Here is a 17,896-nt window from a genome sequence, read left to right as displayed (position 1 = left end):
ACCGGCAACGATGGCCGGCGCCTTCGAGAGCCCGCGGGAGACTTCCCGCGACGGGCTTGTGACCTTCCTGCCGCATCGCCTGAACCGCCAGCCGGTGGTCGTGCGCGGGCTCACGGCCGACGAGCTGTGGATTTGCGCCGGCCTCTCGGCCGCAGCCGGGCTCGTGCTCGGCGTGCCGCTGGCCTGGATGACCAGCAGCATCGCGATGGTACCCACGCTCATCGTCGCCGGCATCGGGATCGGCGTCTTCGTCGGTGGCGGCCTTCTGCGCCGCATGAAGCGCGGCCGGCCGGACACCTGGCTGTACCGCCAGCTCCAGTGGCGCGTCGCGCTGCGTTATCCGGCGCTGGCCGTCCATGTCGGAGGTCAGCTCGTCACTCGCGCGGGCTGCTGGAGCACGCGACGCCAGCGGCCTAGGCCTCGGGGAGGTACACCATGAGCCGCTTCAAAAACGAAGTCCTACACCTGCAGGCCCACGTCAAGACCCTGCGCCTCGCCGGGGGTGCGTTGTTCTTCGTGGCGTTGCTGCTGGGCCTGGGTTGGTGGAGTGCACCACGCAGCCTGACTATCCACGTGCCGCCTGATTTGCGCTCGGGCAGCACGCGCAAGTGGTGGGACGTGCCGCCCGAGAGCGTCTACGCCTTCAGCTTCTACATCTGGCAGCAGGCACAGCGCTGGCCCACCAACGGCGAAGAAGACTACCCGCGCAATCTCAAGGCGCTGGGTGCCTACCTCACGCCTAGCTGCCGCGCCTTCCTTCAGCAGGACTTCGAGTTCCGGCGCGGCAATGGCGAGCTGCGTCAGCGGGTACGCGGCATCTACGAGATTCCCGGCCGCGGCTATGGCGACGATCCCTCGGCTCGGGTGCGCACCGTGTCAGTGAACAACTGGATCGTGACGCTGGACGTGAGCGCCGATGAGTACCTCGGCTCCGAACAGGTCAAGCGCGCGCTGGTGCGCTATGCGCTGAAAGTCGTGCGCAGCGATGTCGATCCCGAACGTAACCCCTTCGGCCTGGCGCTGGACTGCTACGCGCACGCGCCCGAACGCATCGAGATCCCGCCGCCTCCGGCGCTGCCCGGTAGGCCCTCCAGTGCCAGCGCCCCTTTGCAGGGAGACACCCCATGAAACGCTATGTTCTGCCGGCACTGGCCGGCCTATTTCTGAGCCTGGGAGTTGTCTTCACCAGCCAGGCAGTCGAAATCCTGCGCTGGCAGCGCCTGCCACTGGCCGTGCCGCTGGTGGTCGGCCAGGAGCGCGTGGTGTTCATCGACCACAACGTGCGTGTCGGCATGCCCGAGGGCCTCGGCGCGCGCCTGCGCGTGCAGAGCGCGGGTGGAGCGATCTATCTGCGCGCGAGCGAGCCGATTCCACCGTCGCGCCTGCAACTACAGGACGCCGACACTGGCGCTTTGATCCTCGTTGACATCGCGGCAGAGCCGGCCAAGGCTGGCCAACCACCGTTGGAACCCGTGCGGATCGTTGAGGGCGATAACGTTCCCCTGCGTGATGCAGTCGCGGCCAAAGCCTCCGCGACAGACGGGGAATCCGCCGATACGTCCCCCACGATTCCGCGGCGCGCGACGCCCGTGGCGGTGATATTGACGCGCTATGCCGCACAGAACCTCTATGCGCCGCTGCGCACGGTCGAACCCGTCGCCGGCATCGGCCGGGTCAACCTGCGGCGAGGCCTGGAGCTTTCCACCCTGCTGCCCACGTTGCCCGTGCGCGCGCAGGTGCTGGCTGCGTGGCGGCTCGAAGACCAGTGGGTGACCGCCGTCAAGCTGACCAACACCTCCGCGCGCTGGATCGCGCTGGACCCGAGGGCCTTGCAGGGCGATTTCGTGGCAGCGACGTTCCAGCATCCGACCCTTGGATCGTCGGGGCGCGCAGACGACACCACCGTGGCCTATCTCGTTACCCGTGGCCACGGCCTGGCCGAGTCGCTGCTGCCCAAGCTGGCGCCGATCGACGCGACGGCGAACCTGCCGCCGGCAGCAGCGGCCGGCCAGGCCGAAGGAGGTGTCCGCCATGAAAAGTAACCCCCTCCTGAAGTGGCTGTTGATCCCGATGGTGCTGGTGCTGCTGTTCGTCGGCATCAAGCTGTTCTCCGGTGATCGCGGAGGCAAGCCTACCGCCGCTGGCGCCAGCCAACTCACGCCCGAAGAGATGAAGTCGCTCGGCATCGAGGGCGACACGCCGCGCGATACCGTCGCGACGCTGGTGGCCCAGGTCAAGCAGTTGCGCAACGAACTGCAGACGGCGCTCAACGACAACAAGAACCAGAAAACCGAGAACGAGCGCATGCGCGCGCGGGAGAGCGCGATCGACCAACGCATCCAGTCCGCGCTAGAAGGTGAACGCGGCCGCGTGCAGCAGGACCGCGAGCAGGTGGCCAGCGACCGCCAGCAGACCCAGGGCCTGCTGCAAGACCTGCAGCGGCGCTTGGACGGACTCTCCGGCAAGGGCAGCCAGACCGAGCTGCCGGTGGGCCTCGGCTTGGAGGACGGCGACGGCAAGAGCTTCGGCGGCAACCCGAGTGGCGGCGCACGCAGTACCAGCGGTACGCGATGGGTGGAGCCCGACGACGCGAAGCCGTCCGCGAAGAACGGCAGCAGCAGCGGCCCGAGCTTCCCGACCAGCTTCGGCCCGGCGCAGAAGACGCTTTCCGACACGACCGACAACGTGGCAAGCACCGTATCGGACGCAGGCAGCCGCGCGGTGGGCACTTCGGCCAAGCCGGTCTATACGGTGCCGTCGAACTCAACGCTGATAGGCTCGATCGCAATGACCGCGCTGATCGGCCGCGTGCCGATCGACGGCACGGTCAACGATCCATATCCCTTCAAGGTGCTGATCGGTCCGGACAACCTGACCGCCAACGGCATCGACATCCCCGACGTGGCCGGCGCCGTGGTCAGCGGCACGGCCTCGGGCGACTGGACGCTTTCCTGTGTGCGCGGCCAGATCCGCTCGGTGACGTTTGTTTTCAACGACGGCACGGTGCGCACCATGCCCGAGGAGGGCAACCGCAACCAGAACGGCAGCGGCGGCCAGGGCGGCAGTGCGAACAGCACGATCCATGTCGGCCTGGGCTGGATCAGCGATCCCTACGGCATTCCCTGTGTCAGCGGCGAACGGCGCAGCAACGCGCAGCAGTACCTGGGCTCGCAGGCACTGATCACTGCAGCCGGTGCTGGCGCGGCGTCGCTGATCAAGTCGAACAACGGCAGCGTGGCCGTGGTTGCCAACAGCAACGGCTCGCTCGGCACGGTCGGTATCAGCGGCAATGAGGCGATGGGCCGCATCCTGGCCGGTGGCGTGCGCGACATGGCCGATTGGGTCAACAAGCTCTACGGCCAGGCCTTTGCCGCCGTCTATGTGCAGCCGGGGGCCAAGGTCGCCGTGCATCTGGAGCAGCCGCTCAACATCGACTACGACGCCAAGGGGCGCCGGGTCAATCACCGCATCGGAGGCCAGCATGCGTCGGATCTGGATTGAATCGGCCGCGGCGCTGTGCGCGGTCGTTGTGCTGGGCGGTTGCGCCACCAGCAAGGACGAACTGCTGCCGCACGGCAACAGCACCATGCTCGACGTCTGGACCCAGGAGACTGGCGGCAGTGCCGGTGGTGGCCAGGCCGCCCGGCAACTGCTCGATGCGCGCCAGGGGCTGCGCCGGCCGCTGACCGAGACCGAAGTACAGGCGGCGCCAACCGTCGCTGCCGCCTACACACGCACTGCGACCAACGAGATTTACCGTCAGTTCCACCGGTTGCCGAACCCGGACCTGGTGATGTACGTGTTCCCGCACCTGGCCGGCAGCGACCCGGTGCCGGTGCCTGGCTACACCACCGTCTTCCCGCTGTACCAGCGCGTGCAATACGCCATGCCCGGCGAGCGTCTGGAGGATTACTGATGGCCTGGTCCTTGCCCTGGATGCGCAAGGCCAGCGCAGTGGCGCGACCACCCGGCGCCCCCGACCCGGATGCCGATGACGTCTGGTCGCAGCACGTGACGACCCTGACGGCACACGGCATCCCGGAGCCGGGGGCCGCCACGGAAGACCGGCAACGCCGTCCAGCCACTGAGGCGGACATGCAGACGCTCTACGGCGTGTCACCGTCCTTCGCTGATCTGCTGCCCTGGGTGGAGTATCTGCCCGGCTCCAAGAGCATGCTGCTGGAAGACGGTCAGTCGGTTGCGGGCTTCTTCGAGCTGGTGCCGATCGGCACAGAAGGCCGTGAGATGGCTTGGCTGTGGCAGGCCCGCGATGCGCTGGAGAACGCCCTGCAGGACTCGTTCGACGAACTCGACGAGAACCCGTGGGTGGTACAGCTCTACGCCCAGGACGAATCGACCTGGGACAACTACCTGCGCGGGCTGGCCGACTACGTGCGGCCGCGCGCCCAGGGCAGCGCATTCACCAACTTCTACCTGCGCTTCTTCGGCCACCACCTGCGCGCCATCGCCAAGCCCGGCGGGCTGTTCGAGGACACGACGGTGACGCGGCTGCCGTGGCGCGGCCAGGTCCGGCGCGTGCGCATGGTGGTCTACCGTCGTGCAAGCGCGGCCACCATGTCTCGGCGCGGTCAGTCGCCCGAACAGGCACTGACGACGATCTGTGAACGGCTGGTGGGTGGCCTCGCCAACACGGGCGTGAAGGCACGCCGCATGGAGGCCAGTGACATCCACGACTGGCTGCTGCGCTGGTTCAACCCGCACCCGACGCTGCTTGGCCCCAGCGCTGACGACCGCGAGCGTTTCTATGCGCTGACGCGCTACCCCGAGGAAGCCGAAGACGGCGAGATAGAGCTGGCCAGCGGCGACTTTGCGCAGCGCTTGTTCTTCGGCCAGCCGCGCTCGGACATCGTGAACGGCACCTGGCTTTTTGATGGCATGCCACACCGGATCATCGTGATGGACCGGCTGCGCATGCCGCCCACCACGGGCCACGTCACCGGCGAAACCCGCAAGGGCGGCGATGCGGTCAACGCGCTGTTCGACCAGATGCCCGAGGACACAGTGATGTGCCTGACGGTGGTCGCCACGCCTCAGGACGTGCTCGAAGCGCATTTGAACCATCTGAGCAAGAAGGCCGTGGGCGAGACGCTGGCCTCGGAGCAGGCGCGCCGCGACGTGCAGGAGGCGCGTGGTCTGATCGGCAGCGCGCACAAGCTCTACCGCGGCGCGCTGGCCTTCTACCTGCGTGGGCGCGATCACGCGCAGCTCGACAGCCGTGGCCTGCAACTGGCGAACGTGATGCTCAACGCCGGCCTGCAGCCGGTGCGTGAGGAAGACGAGGTGGCGCCGCTCAACAGCTACCTGCGCTGGCTGCCGTGCGTGTTCGATCCAGCCGCGGACAAGCGCCAGTGGTACACGCAACTGATGTTCGCGCAGCATGCCGCGAACCTTGCGCCGGTGTGGGGCCGCAGCCAGGGCACCGGCCATCCGGGCATCACGTTCTTCAACCGCGGTGGCGGGCCGATCACCTTCGATCCGCTGAACCGGCTCGACCGGCAAATGAACGCGCATCTTTTCCTGTTCGGCCCCACCGGCTCGGGCAAGAGCGCCACGCTCAACAACATCCTGAACCAGGTGACGGCCATCTACCGGCCGCGCTTGTTCATCGTGGAAGCGGGCAACTCGTTCGGCCTGTTTGGCGACTTCGCCACGCGGCTGGGCCTCAAGGTGCATCGCGTGAAGCTCGCGCCTGGTGCCGGAGTCAGCCTCGCGCCGTTCGCCGACGCGCACCGGCTCGTGGACACGCCCGGTCAGGTGCAGACGTTGGACGCCGATGCACTGGACGAAGACCAGGAGCCTGCCGTCAAGGCTGCGAATCGTGGCGATGAAGCCGAGGAGCAGCGCGATGTGCTCGGCGAGTTGGAGATCACCGCGCGGCTGATGATCACCGGCGGCGAGGACAAGGAAGAAGCGCGCATGACGCGCGCCGACCGCAGCCAAATCCGCCAGTGCATCCTCGACGCTGCCCAGCGGTGCGTGGCCGACCAGCAGACGGTGCTGACGCGCGACGTGCGCGATGCGCTGCGCGAGCGCGCCCGTGACACCTCGCTGCCCGAGGTGCGGCGCGCGCGGCTGCTGGAGATGGCCGACGCCATGGACATGTTCTGCCAAGGTATCGACGGCGAGATGTTCGACCGACCCGGCACGCCGTGGCCCGAGGCTGACATCACCATCGTGGACCTCGCCACCTTCGCGCGCGAGGGCTACAACGCGCAGCTTTCGATCGCCTACATCTCGCTGATCAACACGGTCAACAACATCGCCGAGCGCGACCAGTTCCTGGGCCGTCCGATCATCAACGTGACGGACGAGGGCCACATCATCACCAAGAACCCGTTGCTCGCACCCTATGTCGTGAAGATCACGAAGATGTGGCGCAAGCTCGGCGCCTGGTACTGGCTGGCGACGCAGAACATCGACGACCTGCCCAAGGCGGCCGAGCCAATGTTGAACATGATCGAGTGGTGGATCTGCCTCTCCATGCCACCGGACGAGGTGGAGAAGATCGCGCGCTTCCGCGAGCTGAACCCGGCGCAGAAGGCGCTGATGCTGTCGGCTCGCAAGGAGGCGGGCAAGTTCACCGAGGGCGTCATCCTCTCCAAGAGCATGGAAGTGCTGTTCCGTGCGGTGCCGCCTAGCCTCTATCTGGCGCTAGCCCAGACCGAGCCGGAGGAGAAGGCCGAGCGCTTCCAATTGATGCAGCAGTACGGCATCGGCGAGCTGGATGCGGCCTTCAAGATCGCTGAGAAGATCGACCGCGCCCGTGGCATCGAGTCGCTGGTGCTCGATGCACGGGCGTAGGGGGAGAACACGATGCAGATCAATCGCTTCATGCCGTCGCGATCCGTCGCCTTCGTCGCGCTGCTGCTGATCGCCGCGCTGATCGCAGCGGCTTGGTTGGGCCTGCACCGGCAGGCGCCGACCGCCGAGCCCATTTCGCTCTCCGCCGAAGCCACTGCGGCGCCGGTGACGATGACCTCAACCTCGTCCGGTCCGCCGTGGCGCTATGGCCGAGACGATGCGCGCTTCACGGTGATCGAGTACGCCGACTTTGAATGCCCGTTCTGCCGCGCGTACTTCCCGGTGCTCAAGCGGTGGATCGACGCACACCCGGAGGTGAACTGGCAGTGGCACCACCTGCCGCTGACGACGCACGAGCCGGCCGCGTCCGCCAATGCGCGCCTGGTTGAGTGCGTCGGCGAGGCCGGCGGCCCGACCGCGTTCTGGCAGGCCGTCGAATGGGTCTACGCACACACCCGGGGCGACGGCCAGGGCCTGCCCGAGGGCCTGGGCTATCCCGGCATCACGCCGTCCGCCCAGCAGTGCCTGGACAGCGAGCGCCCCGACACGCTGATCCGCACGCAGTCGGCGAGCGCCGTGCAGGAGGGCATCAAGGTCACGCCCACGCTGCGCCTGCAGGACCGCCAGTCCGGCAAGACGCTGCTGCTGCATGGCCCGGTGGAGGGCGATGCGCTGCTGTCGGCCATCGATCTGCTGGCGGCCGGCGGCACCACCGAGACTGCATCGAAGGAAATGCCCGCCGAGTCCCTCGGCGACATGCCCAGGTAGCCCCGATCTTCAAGGCTACGACGCGGCCCCGGCCGCGCTGATCGGCCCCGTTCGCCTCACATCCTGGACGCGAACAGCCGCCGCGCCGCGGTGGCGGATGCACGTTCTTCCTTCGCTTGTTGTTCATCCCACGCGGGTCGCCCACGCCCGCAGGGCTGCATGGCGTTCCCGCACCTTCTTTGGAGACTGCCATGCAACCCAAGACCCATGTTGTCGATGGCGTGACCTTCGTGGCCACGCCTTACCGCGCCGGAACCTTCATCCGCGAGGACGTGTTCTGGCGCCAGTTCCCTGTCACCTGCCAGGGATACGACGAGTACGTCGAAGATGACCCGATCTACGGCACCTACTGGACGCCTTCCATCCTCGAATTCGGCCAACACGGTCTGATCGAGGATGCGATGGCCCTGGCGCTTGCCTGCGTGTCGGCAGACGAGTTCGACTTGAGCCCGGACAGCGACGCGCTGGACTTCCGGCCGGAGTTGGTCCTCGTGCGCAATTCCCTGAACCGCCTCGTGCTCACCGGCCAGGTGTGGGGCGCGGGCATCCGTTGGTCCGAACCCATCACGTCCGACGAGGAAGCGGCCGCCGTTGCCAAGCAGGTCGATGACCTGTGCGGCGAAGCCTCCGAGGAGGCCGGCTGGGACAACTACAGCACGGCCGAAGGCCTGCGCCTGCGCGCCCGCGTGCTCGCCGGCCGGCTGGTCGATCCATTCTGGCAGGCCCATGCCCGCCGCGCCGTTCAGGCCTCGGCGGCTGTCGCCACGGCTACGGTCGGCTGATCCCCACGGGAGCTTCGGCTCCCGTTCTTCTTCCTCGCGCTGCTTGCGAAAGCGGGGTGTGCGCGGTGCGCATTCCTTGTCGCAGCGGGCATGCCTTCGGCGTTCGACTAGGGGCCTTGCTCTCATTCCCAGGACGCCCGCCATGACGGCTCCCTTGTTCAATTCAATCCTGCGGCTGCGGGCCACGCGCATCGTGTGCGCGAAAGGGCTGCTGCTGTGTCTGTCCGGCCAAGCCGTTTTCGCCGCCGACGTGCTGGTCGTGACTGACAGCCGCCATCCGGTGCAGTCCACTGCCGGCGTGCGTGTGATCGAACTGGACCTGCCCGATCGCATCGAGGCCGAACTGGCGGTGAACCTGCCCAACGACCCAAGCTCTGCAGCAGCGCTCGTGCAGCAGCGCCTGCGCGATGGCGGCCAGAGCCTGCAGCGGCGCATCGGCAGCGCCTACCAAGGTGTCGCCGATGCCTGGGGGCTGGGCGTCGCGAAGGTACCCGCCGTCGTAGTCGATCGCCGGTATGTCGTCTACGGCGAGCCCGATGTGGCGCGTGCCCTGGTCCGTATCGAAGCCCATCGGAAAACACAGCCATGAACCGCTTGCTGTCGGCAGCGTCGTACCGTGCCCGCCTTGCCATTGCCTCGGTGCTGCTGGGCGGTGCGGCGTCGAGCTTCGCGCTGAACACGGCCACCATCGTGTCTTCAGCCCTGTCGCCGGATTGCATCGAGTACCGCGTCGTCGGCATCTGCTACTGGCTGTTCTGCACCCCGTTCGGGTGCTCGGTGCGCACCTCGGTGAAGGTGCAGCACTACGTGCCGGATGCGGTGGTATCGAGCTACAGCAACACCGGCGAGAACCCGTGGGTCGAGGTGCGCGCGATGAGCACGCCGAACCCGACCGCCCAAGCCGGCAGCGACGGCACGACCAACCACGACAACGAAAACAACCTCGCCAAGTTCAAGAACGCTGATGTCATCGGGCACCCTGGAGGCTACGTGTTCAGCCAGTTCGCAAGTTCCTTCGGCTACTCGTGCGAAGGTGCGGGCACGGCGTTCATGCCGTACCTGCTCAGCACGCTGGACACGATCGCCTGGCGCTACAACATCCCGGAAGCCTTCTACCCCGAAGCGCTGATTCCCGGCCGGCGCGAGATCGGCACACGGACGGGCCTGAACCTGTGGGGCAACGTATACGCGCGCGGCGGCTTCCTGCACCAGACCGATGACCACAAGAGCGGCGCCGTGGTCGCGCAGCGTGCGGGCGACGTCGTGACGCGCCGCAACCAGATCCACGTCTACCAACCGCTGCTCGCCAACGCCCGCGACGGCTATTGGCCGGCCGGCGCGCTGATGGAGACCGACGCCTCGACGGGCAAGTGGCAGCCGCTCACGCCCACGCTCTCGAACAGCTGCGTGGTCTTCCCGCACGGCGGAAGCCTCACGCAGGCGCAACAAGGCGACTACGCCTGGGCGCTGTGGCGGCCCTATGCCTGCTGCCAGCGTCGCGGCCAGGTCTTCCTCGGCAGCATCGACTTCCTCTGAGGTGTCCCCATGAAAACGTCTCTCTCCCGCATCACGCATGGCGCCAAGCGCTACACGCTCAGAATCGCGCTTGCTTGCGCCGTCACCGCTGCGGCTGGCGTCGCCTGGGCGGCCACCCGCATCGATCCCAACGGTGTCGGTGTGACAGGCAGCGTCATCGGCGACGACGTGCTCTACAGCATCGGCGGCGGCCGCGCCGTGTCCATGGGCGGCGCCGGGAACATGCAGAGCATCGGCGTGGGCATTGGCTGGAACAGCAACCTGATCTGCGGCGACATGAGCATCACGACGACGCTGCAGAACCAGCTGAACGGCATCACCAACGGCTTCCAGCAGATCATGAGCAATGTGATCCAGAGCGCGACCAGTGCCGTGGCCTCGCTGCCGGCGCTGATCATCCAGCGCGCCGATCCGGGCCTTTACAACCTGCTGACCAACGGCGTGCTGCAGGCCCGGCTCGATTTCGACCGCAGCAAGCTGACGTGCAAGGCGATGGCCAACCGGATGGCTGACATGGCGGGCGGCCAGGCGGGCTGGGATCAGCTCGCTGAAGGCTTCGCGCTGCGCGATGCGGTGAGCAGCACCGATGCAGTGTCCGCCGTGGAGCAGGCCGAATCGAACAAGGGCAACAACGGCGTGCCCTGGGTCGGCGGCAGCAATGCGGGCGGTTCGGGCCAGGGCTCGATCAAGGTGGTCGGTGACGTGACTCGTGCCGGCTACAACCTGCTCAACAGCCGCGGCGTCACCGATACCTCGTCCATCCCGCGCGCGTCCTGCGGCAACCGGCTGACCTGCCAGACCTGGTTCTCGCCGCAGGCGGCCGCGGACTTCGCGACCCGCGTGCTCGGCGAGCGCGAGCAGCGCACCTGCGAGACCTGCACCAAAACGCAGACGACGCCCGGCGTCGGCCTGACGCCGGTGATCCAGGAGGAGTACGAGACCAAGCTGCAGGCGCTGCAGGGCCTCGTGACGGGCTCGACGCCGATGACGGTGGCGAACCTCGAAGCCGCCGGCAGCAACTCGCTGCCCATCACGCGCGGCGTCATCGAGGCACTGCGCGACGAACCCGATCAAGACCTGCTGGGCAAGCGCCTGGCGTCCGAGGCCGCGCTGTCGAGCGTGCTGGAGAAGGCCCTGCTGTTGCAGCGTACGCTGCTGACCGGCAGGAAGGAGCCCAACGTCGCCGCCAACGAGCTGGCCGTGAAAGCGGTCGATCAGGAGAACACGGCGTTGGAGCAGGAGATCAACAACCTCAAGACCGAGCTGGAGCTGCGGCGCACGCTGGCCAGCAATTCGGCGATGGCGATCGTGCAGCGGCACGGAACCCGCGCCGCCGGGTCGCGCGGCATCTTCGAGGGCGACACGACGCGCGACCGGCTCAAGGAAGTGCAGAAGCCGAGGAACAACTGATGGCTGCGCGTGCATGGGCCTGGCTGCGGCCCACTTGGTTGTTCAACCGGCGCGTGGCCCTCGCGCTGTTGTGGGTGCTGGTGGTCGCCGGCATCGCCGCGGGTGTCAACGTCGTTGGCCTGCGCGTCGTCGGCAGCATCGATGGCTGGGAACGGTGGCTGCGCGAGCACTCGGCCCACTTCCTGGTGTGGCGGCTGCTGGTCTATGCCGCGACGGCCTACGGCTGGTGGTGGATGCGTCGGCGCCTGCGCGAGCGCGAGCCATCGGCCGAGGCGCACCAGCGCCTGCTGCACGTCGAGATCGCGGCCGTTGTGACGCTGGTGCTGCTCGAAGGCAGCCAACTGCTGCGCAACGGCTGAACGACTGAGGCGAGGAGCACGCCATGACCCTCTATACGACCGACTACCTGGAGTATTACCTGACGCTCGTCGGGTGGATCGTCAACAACGGCATCTGGAACATCCTAGTGGCCAGCGGCGTTTTCGCGCTGCCCTTCGTAGTGATCGTCGTGCAGGAGTGGCTTCGCGCGCGCGCCGAGGGGGCTGACGAAGGCAACAAGGGCGTGCTGTCCTCCATGCGCATCGAAAACCGCGTGTGGGTGGCGATCATGGTCATCATGTTCGCCGGCATCCCCTTCATCCCGGTCGACCTCGCCACGATCCGATTCGACACCACGCGATCCGCGCAATGCCAGGTCAGCGTTCCGCAACCGGCAGACACCGGCTGGTCCAACGCCTACACGACGCTCAACAACCAGAGCGCGCTGGTGCCGGTGTGGTGGTATTTCATGCACGCCATCTCCAAGGCTGTCACCGGCGCCGCGGTGGCAGCGATCCCCTGCGGGACGGATCTGCGTCAGATCCGCATGGACGTGGACGCGACGCGCATCAACGACCCGGTGCTTGCCCAGGAGGTGGCGGACTTCGTACACGACTGCTACGGCCCTTCGCGGGCCAAGCTGTTCATGGACCGGCCGACGCTGTCCGATGAGCAGATGAACGACGTCACTTGGATCGGGTCAAGCTACTTCCAGAGCGCCGCGGGCTTCTACGATACCTACCACTCCAGCACGCCGCGCACGGCCTGGCCCTACAACGCCAGCCGCGATGCAGGCTTGGCGCAGGTGGACAGCGGTGGCGGCTATCCGACGTGCGGGCAGTGGTGGTCGGACGGCAGCAATGGCCTGCGTGCGAGGGTGCTGGCTCAAGTCGATCCTGGCCTGCTGTCGCGCATTGGCCATTGGGCCGGCTTCTTGTCGCAGAACGAGGTCAACGATTCGGTGATCCGTGCGGTGGTCTCGCCGCAGCAGCAGAAGATGAACCAGGGTGCCGTTTACACCGACTACGGCGGGCAAATCGAGAAGTCGCTGCCCAACGTCGTGACGCGCGGTGCCGGCGACCTGGGGTTGACGATGGGCTCGCTGGGCTTTTTCCCGGCGATGGACGTGGTGCGTCAGGCACTGCCGATGGTGCTGACGCTGCTCAAGATGGCATTGGTCATCTGCATCCCACTGGTGTTGGTCTTCGGCACCTACGAGCTGAAGGCCCTGGTCGCGGTGAGCTGCGTGGAGTTCGCGCTGTTCTTCGTGGACTTTTGGTTCCAGCTTGCGCGCTGGCTCGACTCCACCATCCTCGATGCGCTCTACGGCTGGGGGTTCGGTGCGAACAGGCCGCACAGCAACTTCGATCCGCTGATCGGCCTGAACAATGCCTTCGGAGACATGCTGCTGAACTTCGTCATGGCGACGATGTTCATCGTGCTGCCGACGTTCTGGGTGGCCTCGCTCGGCTGGGTCGGTGTGCGTGCCGGCAATGCGATTCAGGGATTGGCCGCTGGAACGCGCGATGCGCAGGCTGCTGGGGGCAAAGGCGCAGGGGTAGCGCTGAAGGCCGTGAAGTAGCTAAGGCTGATCTTCGTCAGGATCGTGCGGATCGATCCGCTGCTCATTGGCCGTGTAGAGACCGAAGCCAGCAGTGCCGTGCCGCCATTCTGTTTTCTGCTCTTCGTCGTAGCTTCCATCGCCATTGCGGAGTAGCCAAGCACCTGCGATCACGCACGCAAGCAGCAACGCCAGCCAGAACGTGGTGTAAAGCAGGACGCCAACCACAGCGAGCTTGACGACCAGCAACGCGGCCTTGGCAACGCTTGGCGTCCATCCCTTCGCGTGCAACCAGCCCTGTGCTCGCTGATCCAGACGTGCACAGCCTCGCCAGGCCCAGCCCAGGGTGCGACCAATGCGTTCTGCGAAGGTGGTCTGTGCGGCGGTCTTCACGGTAGCTACCTCATGATCGTTTATGGCGTCTCGTCTTGCCTCGACAGTTGTTCAATACTTTGCGCTCTTCAGGCGCGGCCCGCCTCAATGATCTCGATGATCTGGCTGGCGCTTAGTTGACGCCCCAGGGCCAAAGTTGCGCGAATCGGCTCGAATGCTGCAGCCATACGACGTTGACGGGCAGCCGAGGGGCTGTGCGAGTTGAAGTCCCGTCCCTTGAAGCGCGAGAAGCGATTCATCTTCTCAACGAGGAACCGCGCGATGCTCATCAACTCAGCTTCGTTGTTGCCATCGAAGCCGCCGAACCTAGGCGCATGCCCATAGTTTGCCGCCTTCACCTTCTCCAGTTCATTAGGTTCGAGCTTTTCGACTCGCTCCTCGATGAAGCTCCACATGTCCAGGACATTGACGACAAGGGACACGTCCGCGGGACGATCGGCATGGTTGTGTAACAGTCCCTGCATCTCCCAGGCCGGCGCCCAATAGTGGCCACCATAGATGACTTCGGCCATCAGGTCGACGTCGGTTTCCGTGGGCACCTTCAAGTGCTTGGCGATGTCGCGCAACAGCATGAAGTTCAGTTTGTCGCCAGCGCTTAGGTGGACGGTCTTGCCCGTCATGGTGCCCAGCCCGATGTCCGCCAACTGGCGAAAAGCATCCGAGCGCGAGCTGGCCCTGCCGGTTTGCTCCATCCAGTCATCAATACGCTGCAGCAGGTCTTCGTCGACGCGCAGCTCCAGCCGTTCAGTGCGTACCATGGAATCTCCAGTTTTCCGGTAAAATGCCGTATTTACGTACAAAAGTACGGCATTAAGTGAGGGCTGTCAAGTAAAGAGGAGGTCTCGCAGCGCGGCATGGCCGCCTTTCCGATGAATTTCAGTCCGTTGATGTGTTTCAGCAGATGTTGAAGGGTGCGTGGATAGTGAAATTTTGTGGGCTCCTTTCAGGAAGTATGGTATTTTCAGCGCATGCTGAAAGAGGTTCATTCGATGAAAGAGGCAGAAGCCCGTGCTGGTGAGGCACTGCGTGGATTGCTTGAGAAGATTCCGTTCCTTCAGGTGGAAGGCATCGACGCCGAAGCCGTGTCTGGCGATTGGGAGCCGGACTTGATCGCCCGGCTGCTTGTGGACGGTCGGCAGCACCTGCTCATCTGTGAGTACAAGTCGAACGGGCAACCGCGGTACGCCCGGTCCGCGCTGTTGGAACTGCGGAATTACGTTGCGCACCAAGCCCCCCAGGCGACGCCCGTCTTCATCGCCCCCTACATCTCACCTGCGGTGAGGCAGTTGTGCGAAGAGAAAGGCGTCGGCTATCTCGACTTGGAGGGAAACGCCCGGATCGCCTTCGGCGGCGTGTTCATCGAGCGTATGGTGGCGGACAAGCCTGTGACCGAACAACGCGAACTCAAGTCGCTGTTCAGGCCGAAATCTGCTCAGGTACTGCGCGCCATGCTGCGCGAGCCCGGCCGTGCATGGCGGGTCACCGAGTTGTCGGAAATCTCCGGGGTCAGCCTTGGACACGTTAGTAATGTGCGCACCGGCTTGATTGATCGGGAATGGGCACGCGCCTCGGACAATGGCCTGGTCCTCTCGGAGCCCGATGCGCTGTTGGACGCATGGCGGGACAGCTACACCGCGCCACTAGGTGAGCGATTGCGCTTCTACACGCCACTGCATGGCAGCGCACTCGAAGACGCAGCTCGAAGCGCTCTCCGCGCCGACCACGGTCCCGGGCGCGCAGCCTTCGCATCGTTTTCGGCGGCGCAGTGGTTATCGCCTTACGCGCGCACCGGCACGCACTACTTCTTCGCCGACGATGAAGGCCTGCGCAAGCTCCAGGCAGCGCTGAAGCTCACGCCCGCCTCTAAGGGGGAGAACGTGGTCGTCACCGTGCCGAAGGACTTGGGACTGCTCGCCGACACCGTTGAACCTGCACCGGGCGCGGTCTGCACGAGTCCTATTCAGACTTACCTAGACCTCTCAATCGCCGGCGAGCGCGGCGCCGAGGCCGCCGACCACTTGCGGCAGGAGCGACTCTCATGGCTCAAATGACACCCCAGAAGGAACCGCAGTCGGCGGCCGAGTATGACGACCGCACGACCGCGGCCGTGAAATCCGTGCTGATCGAAATCGGTCAGATTCTTGGCGGCTTCAAGGGCAAATTCGCCATCATCGGCGGCGCCGTTCCCTGGCTGCTGCTGGCCAACGAAGACATGCCCCACGTTGGCACGCTCGACGTGGACGTCGGGCTGGATGCGGAAGCACTCGGTGACGGCGAGTACGCCACCTTGGTCGGCGCACTCCAAGGCCATGGATACGCTCAGCGCGAAGGGCTTCGGCGTTTCCAATTGGTTCGCCAGGTTCCCGCGCGAGATGGCGGGGAAGCGATCGATGTCGTGGTCGATTTCTTGATGCCGCGTGACGCCGAAATCGTCAAGAACGATCCGCCCTTGATCAACGACTTCGCTGTGCAACGGGCAGATGGCGCCGACCTGGCGATGCGGTTCTATCAACTCGTGGCTGTGACGGGGCCCATGCCGGATGGAGGGACGAACCGCGTGGAGATCGCGGTGTGCTCCATTCCCGCTCTGCTGGCGATGAAAGGCCATGCGCTGGCGGGCCGCTACAAGCAGAAGGACGCCTACGACATCTACTACTGCGTGCGGAACTATCCTGGCGGGATCGAGGCGCTCGCGGAGGAATGCCGTCCACTACTGGGGCATGCAAGTGGTGAACGCGGCTTCCGGCACATCGCAGAGAAGTTCGACACCTTTGAGGGATACGGCCCCACCTGTGTGAGACGCTTTGTCGAAGACACCCATGCGCTGGGTGATCGCGCGCCCGATCAGTGGCAGCAGGATGCGTTCGGGCAAATCGATGCGCTGCTGCGCGCCATGGCGCTGCGAGGCTGAGTCACGCACCCGATGGACTACGCGCAACTTCGCACGCTGCTGGAACCGCTCGTCACGGGGTTGAAAGACGCCGGCACGCATACCATGCTGCCGACGCTTTGCGAAGAATTGGGGCTGCCTGCGCCTGCCGCTGACGGTTCCAAGCGCGAGCGCATGACCTCCAGCTTCGACGCGGTAGCGGACACCGACCTGCCTGCGGTTGCACGCAAGCTGCTGGTGCGCCATCCGCCCAATGCCACCACGCGCAACCAGATTCAGGACATTCTCTGGAGCGACAGTGCGTGTCCACCGATCCCGAAGCGGTATCGGCGCGAGGTCGCGCGGCGGCTCAATAACGAAGAGCTGTATGGGGATGCTCGCAAGTTCGACGACTTGCTGGAGCAAATGTGGATCTTGGATGCCGATGACTGGATGCACATGCTGGGTGGGAAGCCCACGGGATTGCGCGCAGAAATTCAGCAGCACGTCCATCGCAATCCGGAGGACTGGCCGGCTGAAACATTGTTCGACCAGTTGGGCGCCTATGATGCTTCCGACCGGCGCTTTGCGCTGTTCCTGGAGGGACTCGCTTCGGCCGATGTGCGCCCCGACGAGGCAGCGCAACGCCACTTCGTCGCATGCGTCAACGAGTCGTTGCGCAGTTGCGGCGTTGAGCTGCGTGAGACTGGTTCGGAGGGCGGCTACCCGGTCTTCTCAATGGTCTCGTTGCACGCGGCGACCAAAGGCAGGCCGAAGAATCTCATCTTCGCCTCACCCGATAAGCCTGACCTGCGTTTCCGTGACGCGCTGGACAACGACGTCGAGATCGTCACCAACGCGGACAAGGTGCTAGTCTATGACCGCCCCATCGGCAACGACGGACTGCGCTGGAACGACCTGCAGCAATGGTGGAGCGATACCGAGCAGATCGCGGATGCCACGCAGGCCAAGCGTTCGCTATACGCGCGCCTCAAGGCCAGCTTGCCCCGCAACTCCCCGCCGCAGTCCCTGCTGTTCGATGCCTTCTTCGAGGGGTTCCGCAGTGCCGTGCCGAACCTGCCAGCGCTGCTGCCGGAAGTATGGTTGCACTGGGACCCGCGCACGGTCAAGGAGCGAGGGCCGGATGCGCTTTTGCGCTTTCGCATGGACTTCCTGCTCCTGCTGCCGCAGGGTGTTCGAGTCGTGATTGAGGTCGACGGCAAACACCACTACGCGGATACCGCAGGCACCGCCGATGTACAGCAGTACGCGCAGATGGTCAGGGCCGACCGCGAACTCAAGCTGGCGGGGTACGAGGTCTTTCGCTTCGGCGCAGCGGAGCTGCAGGCGCCCACGGCCAAGGCAGACGTTAAGACCTTCTTCGAGGCTCTATTCAAACGCTACGGCGTCCCGACGAACTGACAAACCAGCCCCATG

At 65.6% G+C, this 17,896-nt stretch carries 18 protein-coding genes; 16 read left to right on the top strand and 2 right to left on the bottom strand.

Features of this window, described 5'->3' with window-relative positions; translation table 11 throughout:
- The first annotated feature begins 10 nt into the window (after positions 1-10).
- The 13 genes from ABWL39_RS05250 to ABWL39_RS05190 all read left to right on the top strand — a co-directional run bounded on the left by ABWL39_RS05250 (position 11) and on the right by ABWL39_RS05190 (position 13,218).
- Positions 11-439 carry a TIGR03750 family conjugal transfer protein gene (locus tag ABWL39_RS05250; protein ID WP_367787863.1) on the top strand — a complete coding sequence of 143 codons (429 nt, stop codon included), beginning with the start codon at positions 11-13 and terminating at the stop codon, positions 437-439.
- Positions 436-1,128, top strand: a complete 693-nt coding sequence (locus ABWL39_RS05245) for a PFL_4703 family integrating conjugative element protein (RefSeq protein ID WP_367787860.1) — start codon at positions 436-438, stop codon at positions 1,126-1,128. The genes ABWL39_RS05250 and ABWL39_RS05245 overlap by 4 nt, the downstream gene beginning before the upstream one ends.
- Entirely contained in the window at positions 1,125-2,042 is a 918-nt protein-coding gene (locus ABWL39_RS05240; protein WP_367787858.1) for a TIGR03749 family integrating conjugative element protein, read from the top strand. Before ABWL39_RS05245 ends, ABWL39_RS05240 begins: the two co-directional genes overlap by 4 nt.
- Positions 2,032-3,501 (top strand): TIGR03752 family integrating conjugative element protein, encoded by a 1,470-nt coding sequence (locus ABWL39_RS05235; protein ID WP_367787856.1) that lies wholly within the window; start codon positions 2,032-2,034, stop codon positions 3,499-3,501. The genes ABWL39_RS05240 and ABWL39_RS05235 overlap by 11 nt, the downstream gene beginning before the upstream one ends.
- Positions 3,482-3,916 carry a TIGR03751 family conjugal transfer lipoprotein gene (locus tag ABWL39_RS05230; protein WP_367787853.1) on the top strand — a complete coding sequence of 145 codons (435 nt, stop codon included), beginning with the start codon at positions 3,482-3,484 and terminating at the stop codon, positions 3,914-3,916. Before ABWL39_RS05235 ends, ABWL39_RS05230 begins: the two co-directional genes overlap by 20 nt.
- On the top strand, positions 3,916-6,822 hold the full coding sequence (locus ABWL39_RS05225; RefSeq protein ID WP_367787850.1) for a conjugative transfer ATPase: 2,907 nt from the start codon (positions 3,916-3,918) through the stop codon (positions 6,820-6,822). The genes ABWL39_RS05230 and ABWL39_RS05225 overlap by 1 nt, the downstream gene beginning before the upstream one ends.
- 12 nt (positions 6,823-6,834) lie before the next feature.
- Positions 6,835-7,590, top strand: coding sequence for a DsbA family protein (locus ABWL39_RS05220; RefSeq protein WP_367787847.1), 756 nt, complete (start codon positions 6,835-6,837; stop codon positions 7,588-7,590).
- A gap of 191 nt (positions 7,591-7,781) precedes the next feature.
- Positions 7,782-8,372, top strand: coding sequence for a hypothetical protein (locus tag ABWL39_RS05215; protein WP_367787845.1), 591 nt, complete (start codon positions 7,782-7,784; stop codon positions 8,370-8,372).
- 142 nt (positions 8,373-8,514) lie between these two features.
- Positions 8,515-8,961, top strand: a complete 447-nt coding sequence (locus ABWL39_RS05210; protein WP_367787842.1) for a TIGR03757 family integrating conjugative element protein — start codon at positions 8,515-8,517, stop codon at positions 8,959-8,961.
- Complete coding sequence (locus ABWL39_RS05205) at positions 8,958-9,908, top strand: TIGR03756 family integrating conjugative element protein (protein WP_367787840.1); 951 nt, start codon at positions 8,958-8,960, stop codon at positions 9,906-9,908. The genes ABWL39_RS05210 and ABWL39_RS05205 overlap by 4 nt, the downstream gene beginning before the upstream one ends.
- A gap of 9 nt (positions 9,909-9,917) precedes the next feature.
- Positions 9,918-11,318 (top strand): integrating conjugative element protein, encoded by a 1,401-nt coding sequence (locus tag ABWL39_RS05200; protein WP_367787837.1) that lies wholly within the window; start codon positions 9,918-9,920, stop codon positions 11,316-11,318.
- The gene (locus ABWL39_RS05195) at positions 11,318-11,677 is read left to right on the top strand and encodes a hypothetical protein (protein ID WP_367787834.1); all 360 of its coding nucleotides are present in this window, start codon (positions 11,318-11,320) and stop codon (positions 11,675-11,677) included. Before ABWL39_RS05200 ends, ABWL39_RS05195 begins: the two co-directional genes overlap by 1 nt.
- A 23-nt stretch (positions 11,678-11,700) precedes the next feature.
- A complete protein-coding gene (locus tag ABWL39_RS05190; RefSeq protein ID WP_367787831.1) occupies positions 11,701-13,218 on the top strand; it encodes a conjugal transfer protein TraG N-terminal domain-containing protein in 1,518 nt (505 codons plus the stop codon).
- On the opposite strand, the gene ABWL39_RS05185 is transcribed toward ABWL39_RS05190, so the two are convergent.
- A complete protein-coding gene (locus ABWL39_RS05185) occupies positions 13,219-13,590 on the bottom strand; it encodes a DUF3742 family protein (RefSeq protein ID WP_367787829.1) in 372 nt (123 codons plus the stop codon).
- Positions 13,591-13,658: 68 nt separating this feature from the next.
- On the bottom strand, positions 13,659-14,348 hold the full coding sequence (locus ABWL39_RS05180) for a YfbU family protein (protein WP_367787826.1): 690 nt from the start codon (positions 14,346-14,348) through the stop codon (positions 13,659-13,661).
- A gap of 210 nt (positions 14,349-14,558) precedes the next feature.
- On the opposite strand from ABWL39_RS05180, the gene ABWL39_RS05175 reads away from it, so the two are divergent.
- The 3 genes from ABWL39_RS05175 to ABWL39_RS05165 are packed head-to-tail and all read left to right on the top strand — an operon-like array spanning position 14,559 to position 17,881.
- On the top strand, positions 14,559-15,641 hold the full coding sequence (locus ABWL39_RS05175; RefSeq protein WP_367787823.1) for a type IV toxin-antitoxin system AbiEi family antitoxin: 1,083 nt from the start codon (positions 14,559-14,561) through the stop codon (positions 15,639-15,641).
- A complete protein-coding gene (locus tag ABWL39_RS05170; protein WP_367787820.1) occupies positions 15,629-16,501 on the top strand; it encodes a hypothetical protein in 873 nt (290 codons plus the stop codon). Before ABWL39_RS05175 ends, ABWL39_RS05170 begins: the two co-directional genes overlap by 13 nt.
- Positions 16,502-16,513: 12 nt before the next feature.
- The gene (locus ABWL39_RS05165) at positions 16,514-17,881 is read left to right on the top strand and encodes a hypothetical protein (RefSeq protein WP_367787818.1); all 1,368 of its coding nucleotides are present in this window, start codon (positions 16,514-16,516) and stop codon (positions 17,879-17,881) included.
- Positions 17,882-17,896: the final 15 nt, after the last annotated feature.

It is taken from the genome of Chitinivorax sp. PXF-14, assembly GCF_040812015.1.
Classification (GTDB): Bacteria; Pseudomonadota; Gammaproteobacteria; order Burkholderiales; family SCOH01; genus JBFNXJ01.
The sequence above is the reverse complement of the archived record's forward strand: the minus strand, read 5'-3'. Positions and strand labels throughout refer to the sequence as shown.

Coding starts and splice junctions, on each gene's coding strand:
- ABWL39_RS05175 (WP_367787823.1), top strand. CDS start 14,559: ATGCTGAAAGAGGTTCATTCGATGAAAGAGGCAGAAGCCCGTGCTGGT.
- ABWL39_RS05220 (WP_367787847.1), top strand. CDS start 6,835: ATGCAGATCAATCGCTTCATGCCGTCGCGATCCGTCGCCTTCGTCGCG.
- ABWL39_RS05225 (WP_367787850.1), top strand. CDS start 3,916: ATGGCCTGGTCCTTGCCCTGGATGCGCAAGGCCAGCGCAGTGGCGCGA.
- ABWL39_RS05165 (WP_367787818.1), top strand. CDS start 16,514: ATGGACTACGCGCAACTTCGCACGCTGCTGGAACCGCTCGTCACGGGG.
- ABWL39_RS05215 (WP_367787845.1), top strand. CDS start 7,782: ATGCAACCCAAGACCCATGTTGTCGATGGCGTGACCTTCGTGGCCACG.
- ABWL39_RS05205 (WP_367787840.1), top strand. CDS start 8,958: ATGAACCGCTTGCTGTCGGCAGCGTCGTACCGTGCCCGCCTTGCCATT.
- ABWL39_RS05210 (WP_367787842.1), top strand. CDS start 8,515: ATGACGGCTCCCTTGTTCAATTCAATCCTGCGGCTGCGGGCCACGCGC.
- ABWL39_RS05250 (WP_367787863.1), top strand. CDS start 11: ATGGCCGGCGCCTTCGAGAGCCCGCGGGAGACTTCCCGCGACGGGCTT.
- ABWL39_RS05235 (WP_367787856.1), top strand. CDS start 2,032: ATGAAAAGTAACCCCCTCCTGAAGTGGCTGTTGATCCCGATGGTGCTG.
- ABWL39_RS05240 (WP_367787858.1), top strand. CDS start 1,125: ATGAAACGCTATGTTCTGCCGGCACTGGCCGGCCTATTTCTGAGCCTG.
- ABWL39_RS05190 (WP_367787831.1), top strand. CDS start 11,701: ATGACCCTCTATACGACCGACTACCTGGAGTATTACCTGACGCTCGTC.
- ABWL39_RS05170 (WP_367787820.1), top strand. CDS start 15,629: ATGGCTCAAATGACACCCCAGAAGGAACCGCAGTCGGCGGCCGAGTAT.
- ABWL39_RS05245 (WP_367787860.1), top strand. CDS start 436: ATGAGCCGCTTCAAAAACGAAGTCCTACACCTGCAGGCCCACGTCAAG.
- ABWL39_RS05200 (WP_367787837.1), top strand. CDS start 9,918: ATGAAAACGTCTCTCTCCCGCATCACGCATGGCGCCAAGCGCTACACG.
- ABWL39_RS05180 (WP_367787826.1), bottom strand. CDS start 14,348: ATGGTACGCACTGAACGGCTGGAGCTGCGCGTCGACGAAGACCTGCTG.
- ABWL39_RS05195 (WP_367787834.1), top strand. CDS start 11,318: ATGGCTGCGCGTGCATGGGCCTGGCTGCGGCCCACTTGGTTGTTCAAC.
- ABWL39_RS05230 (WP_367787853.1), top strand. CDS start 3,482: ATGCGTCGGATCTGGATTGAATCGGCCGCGGCGCTGTGCGCGGTCGTT.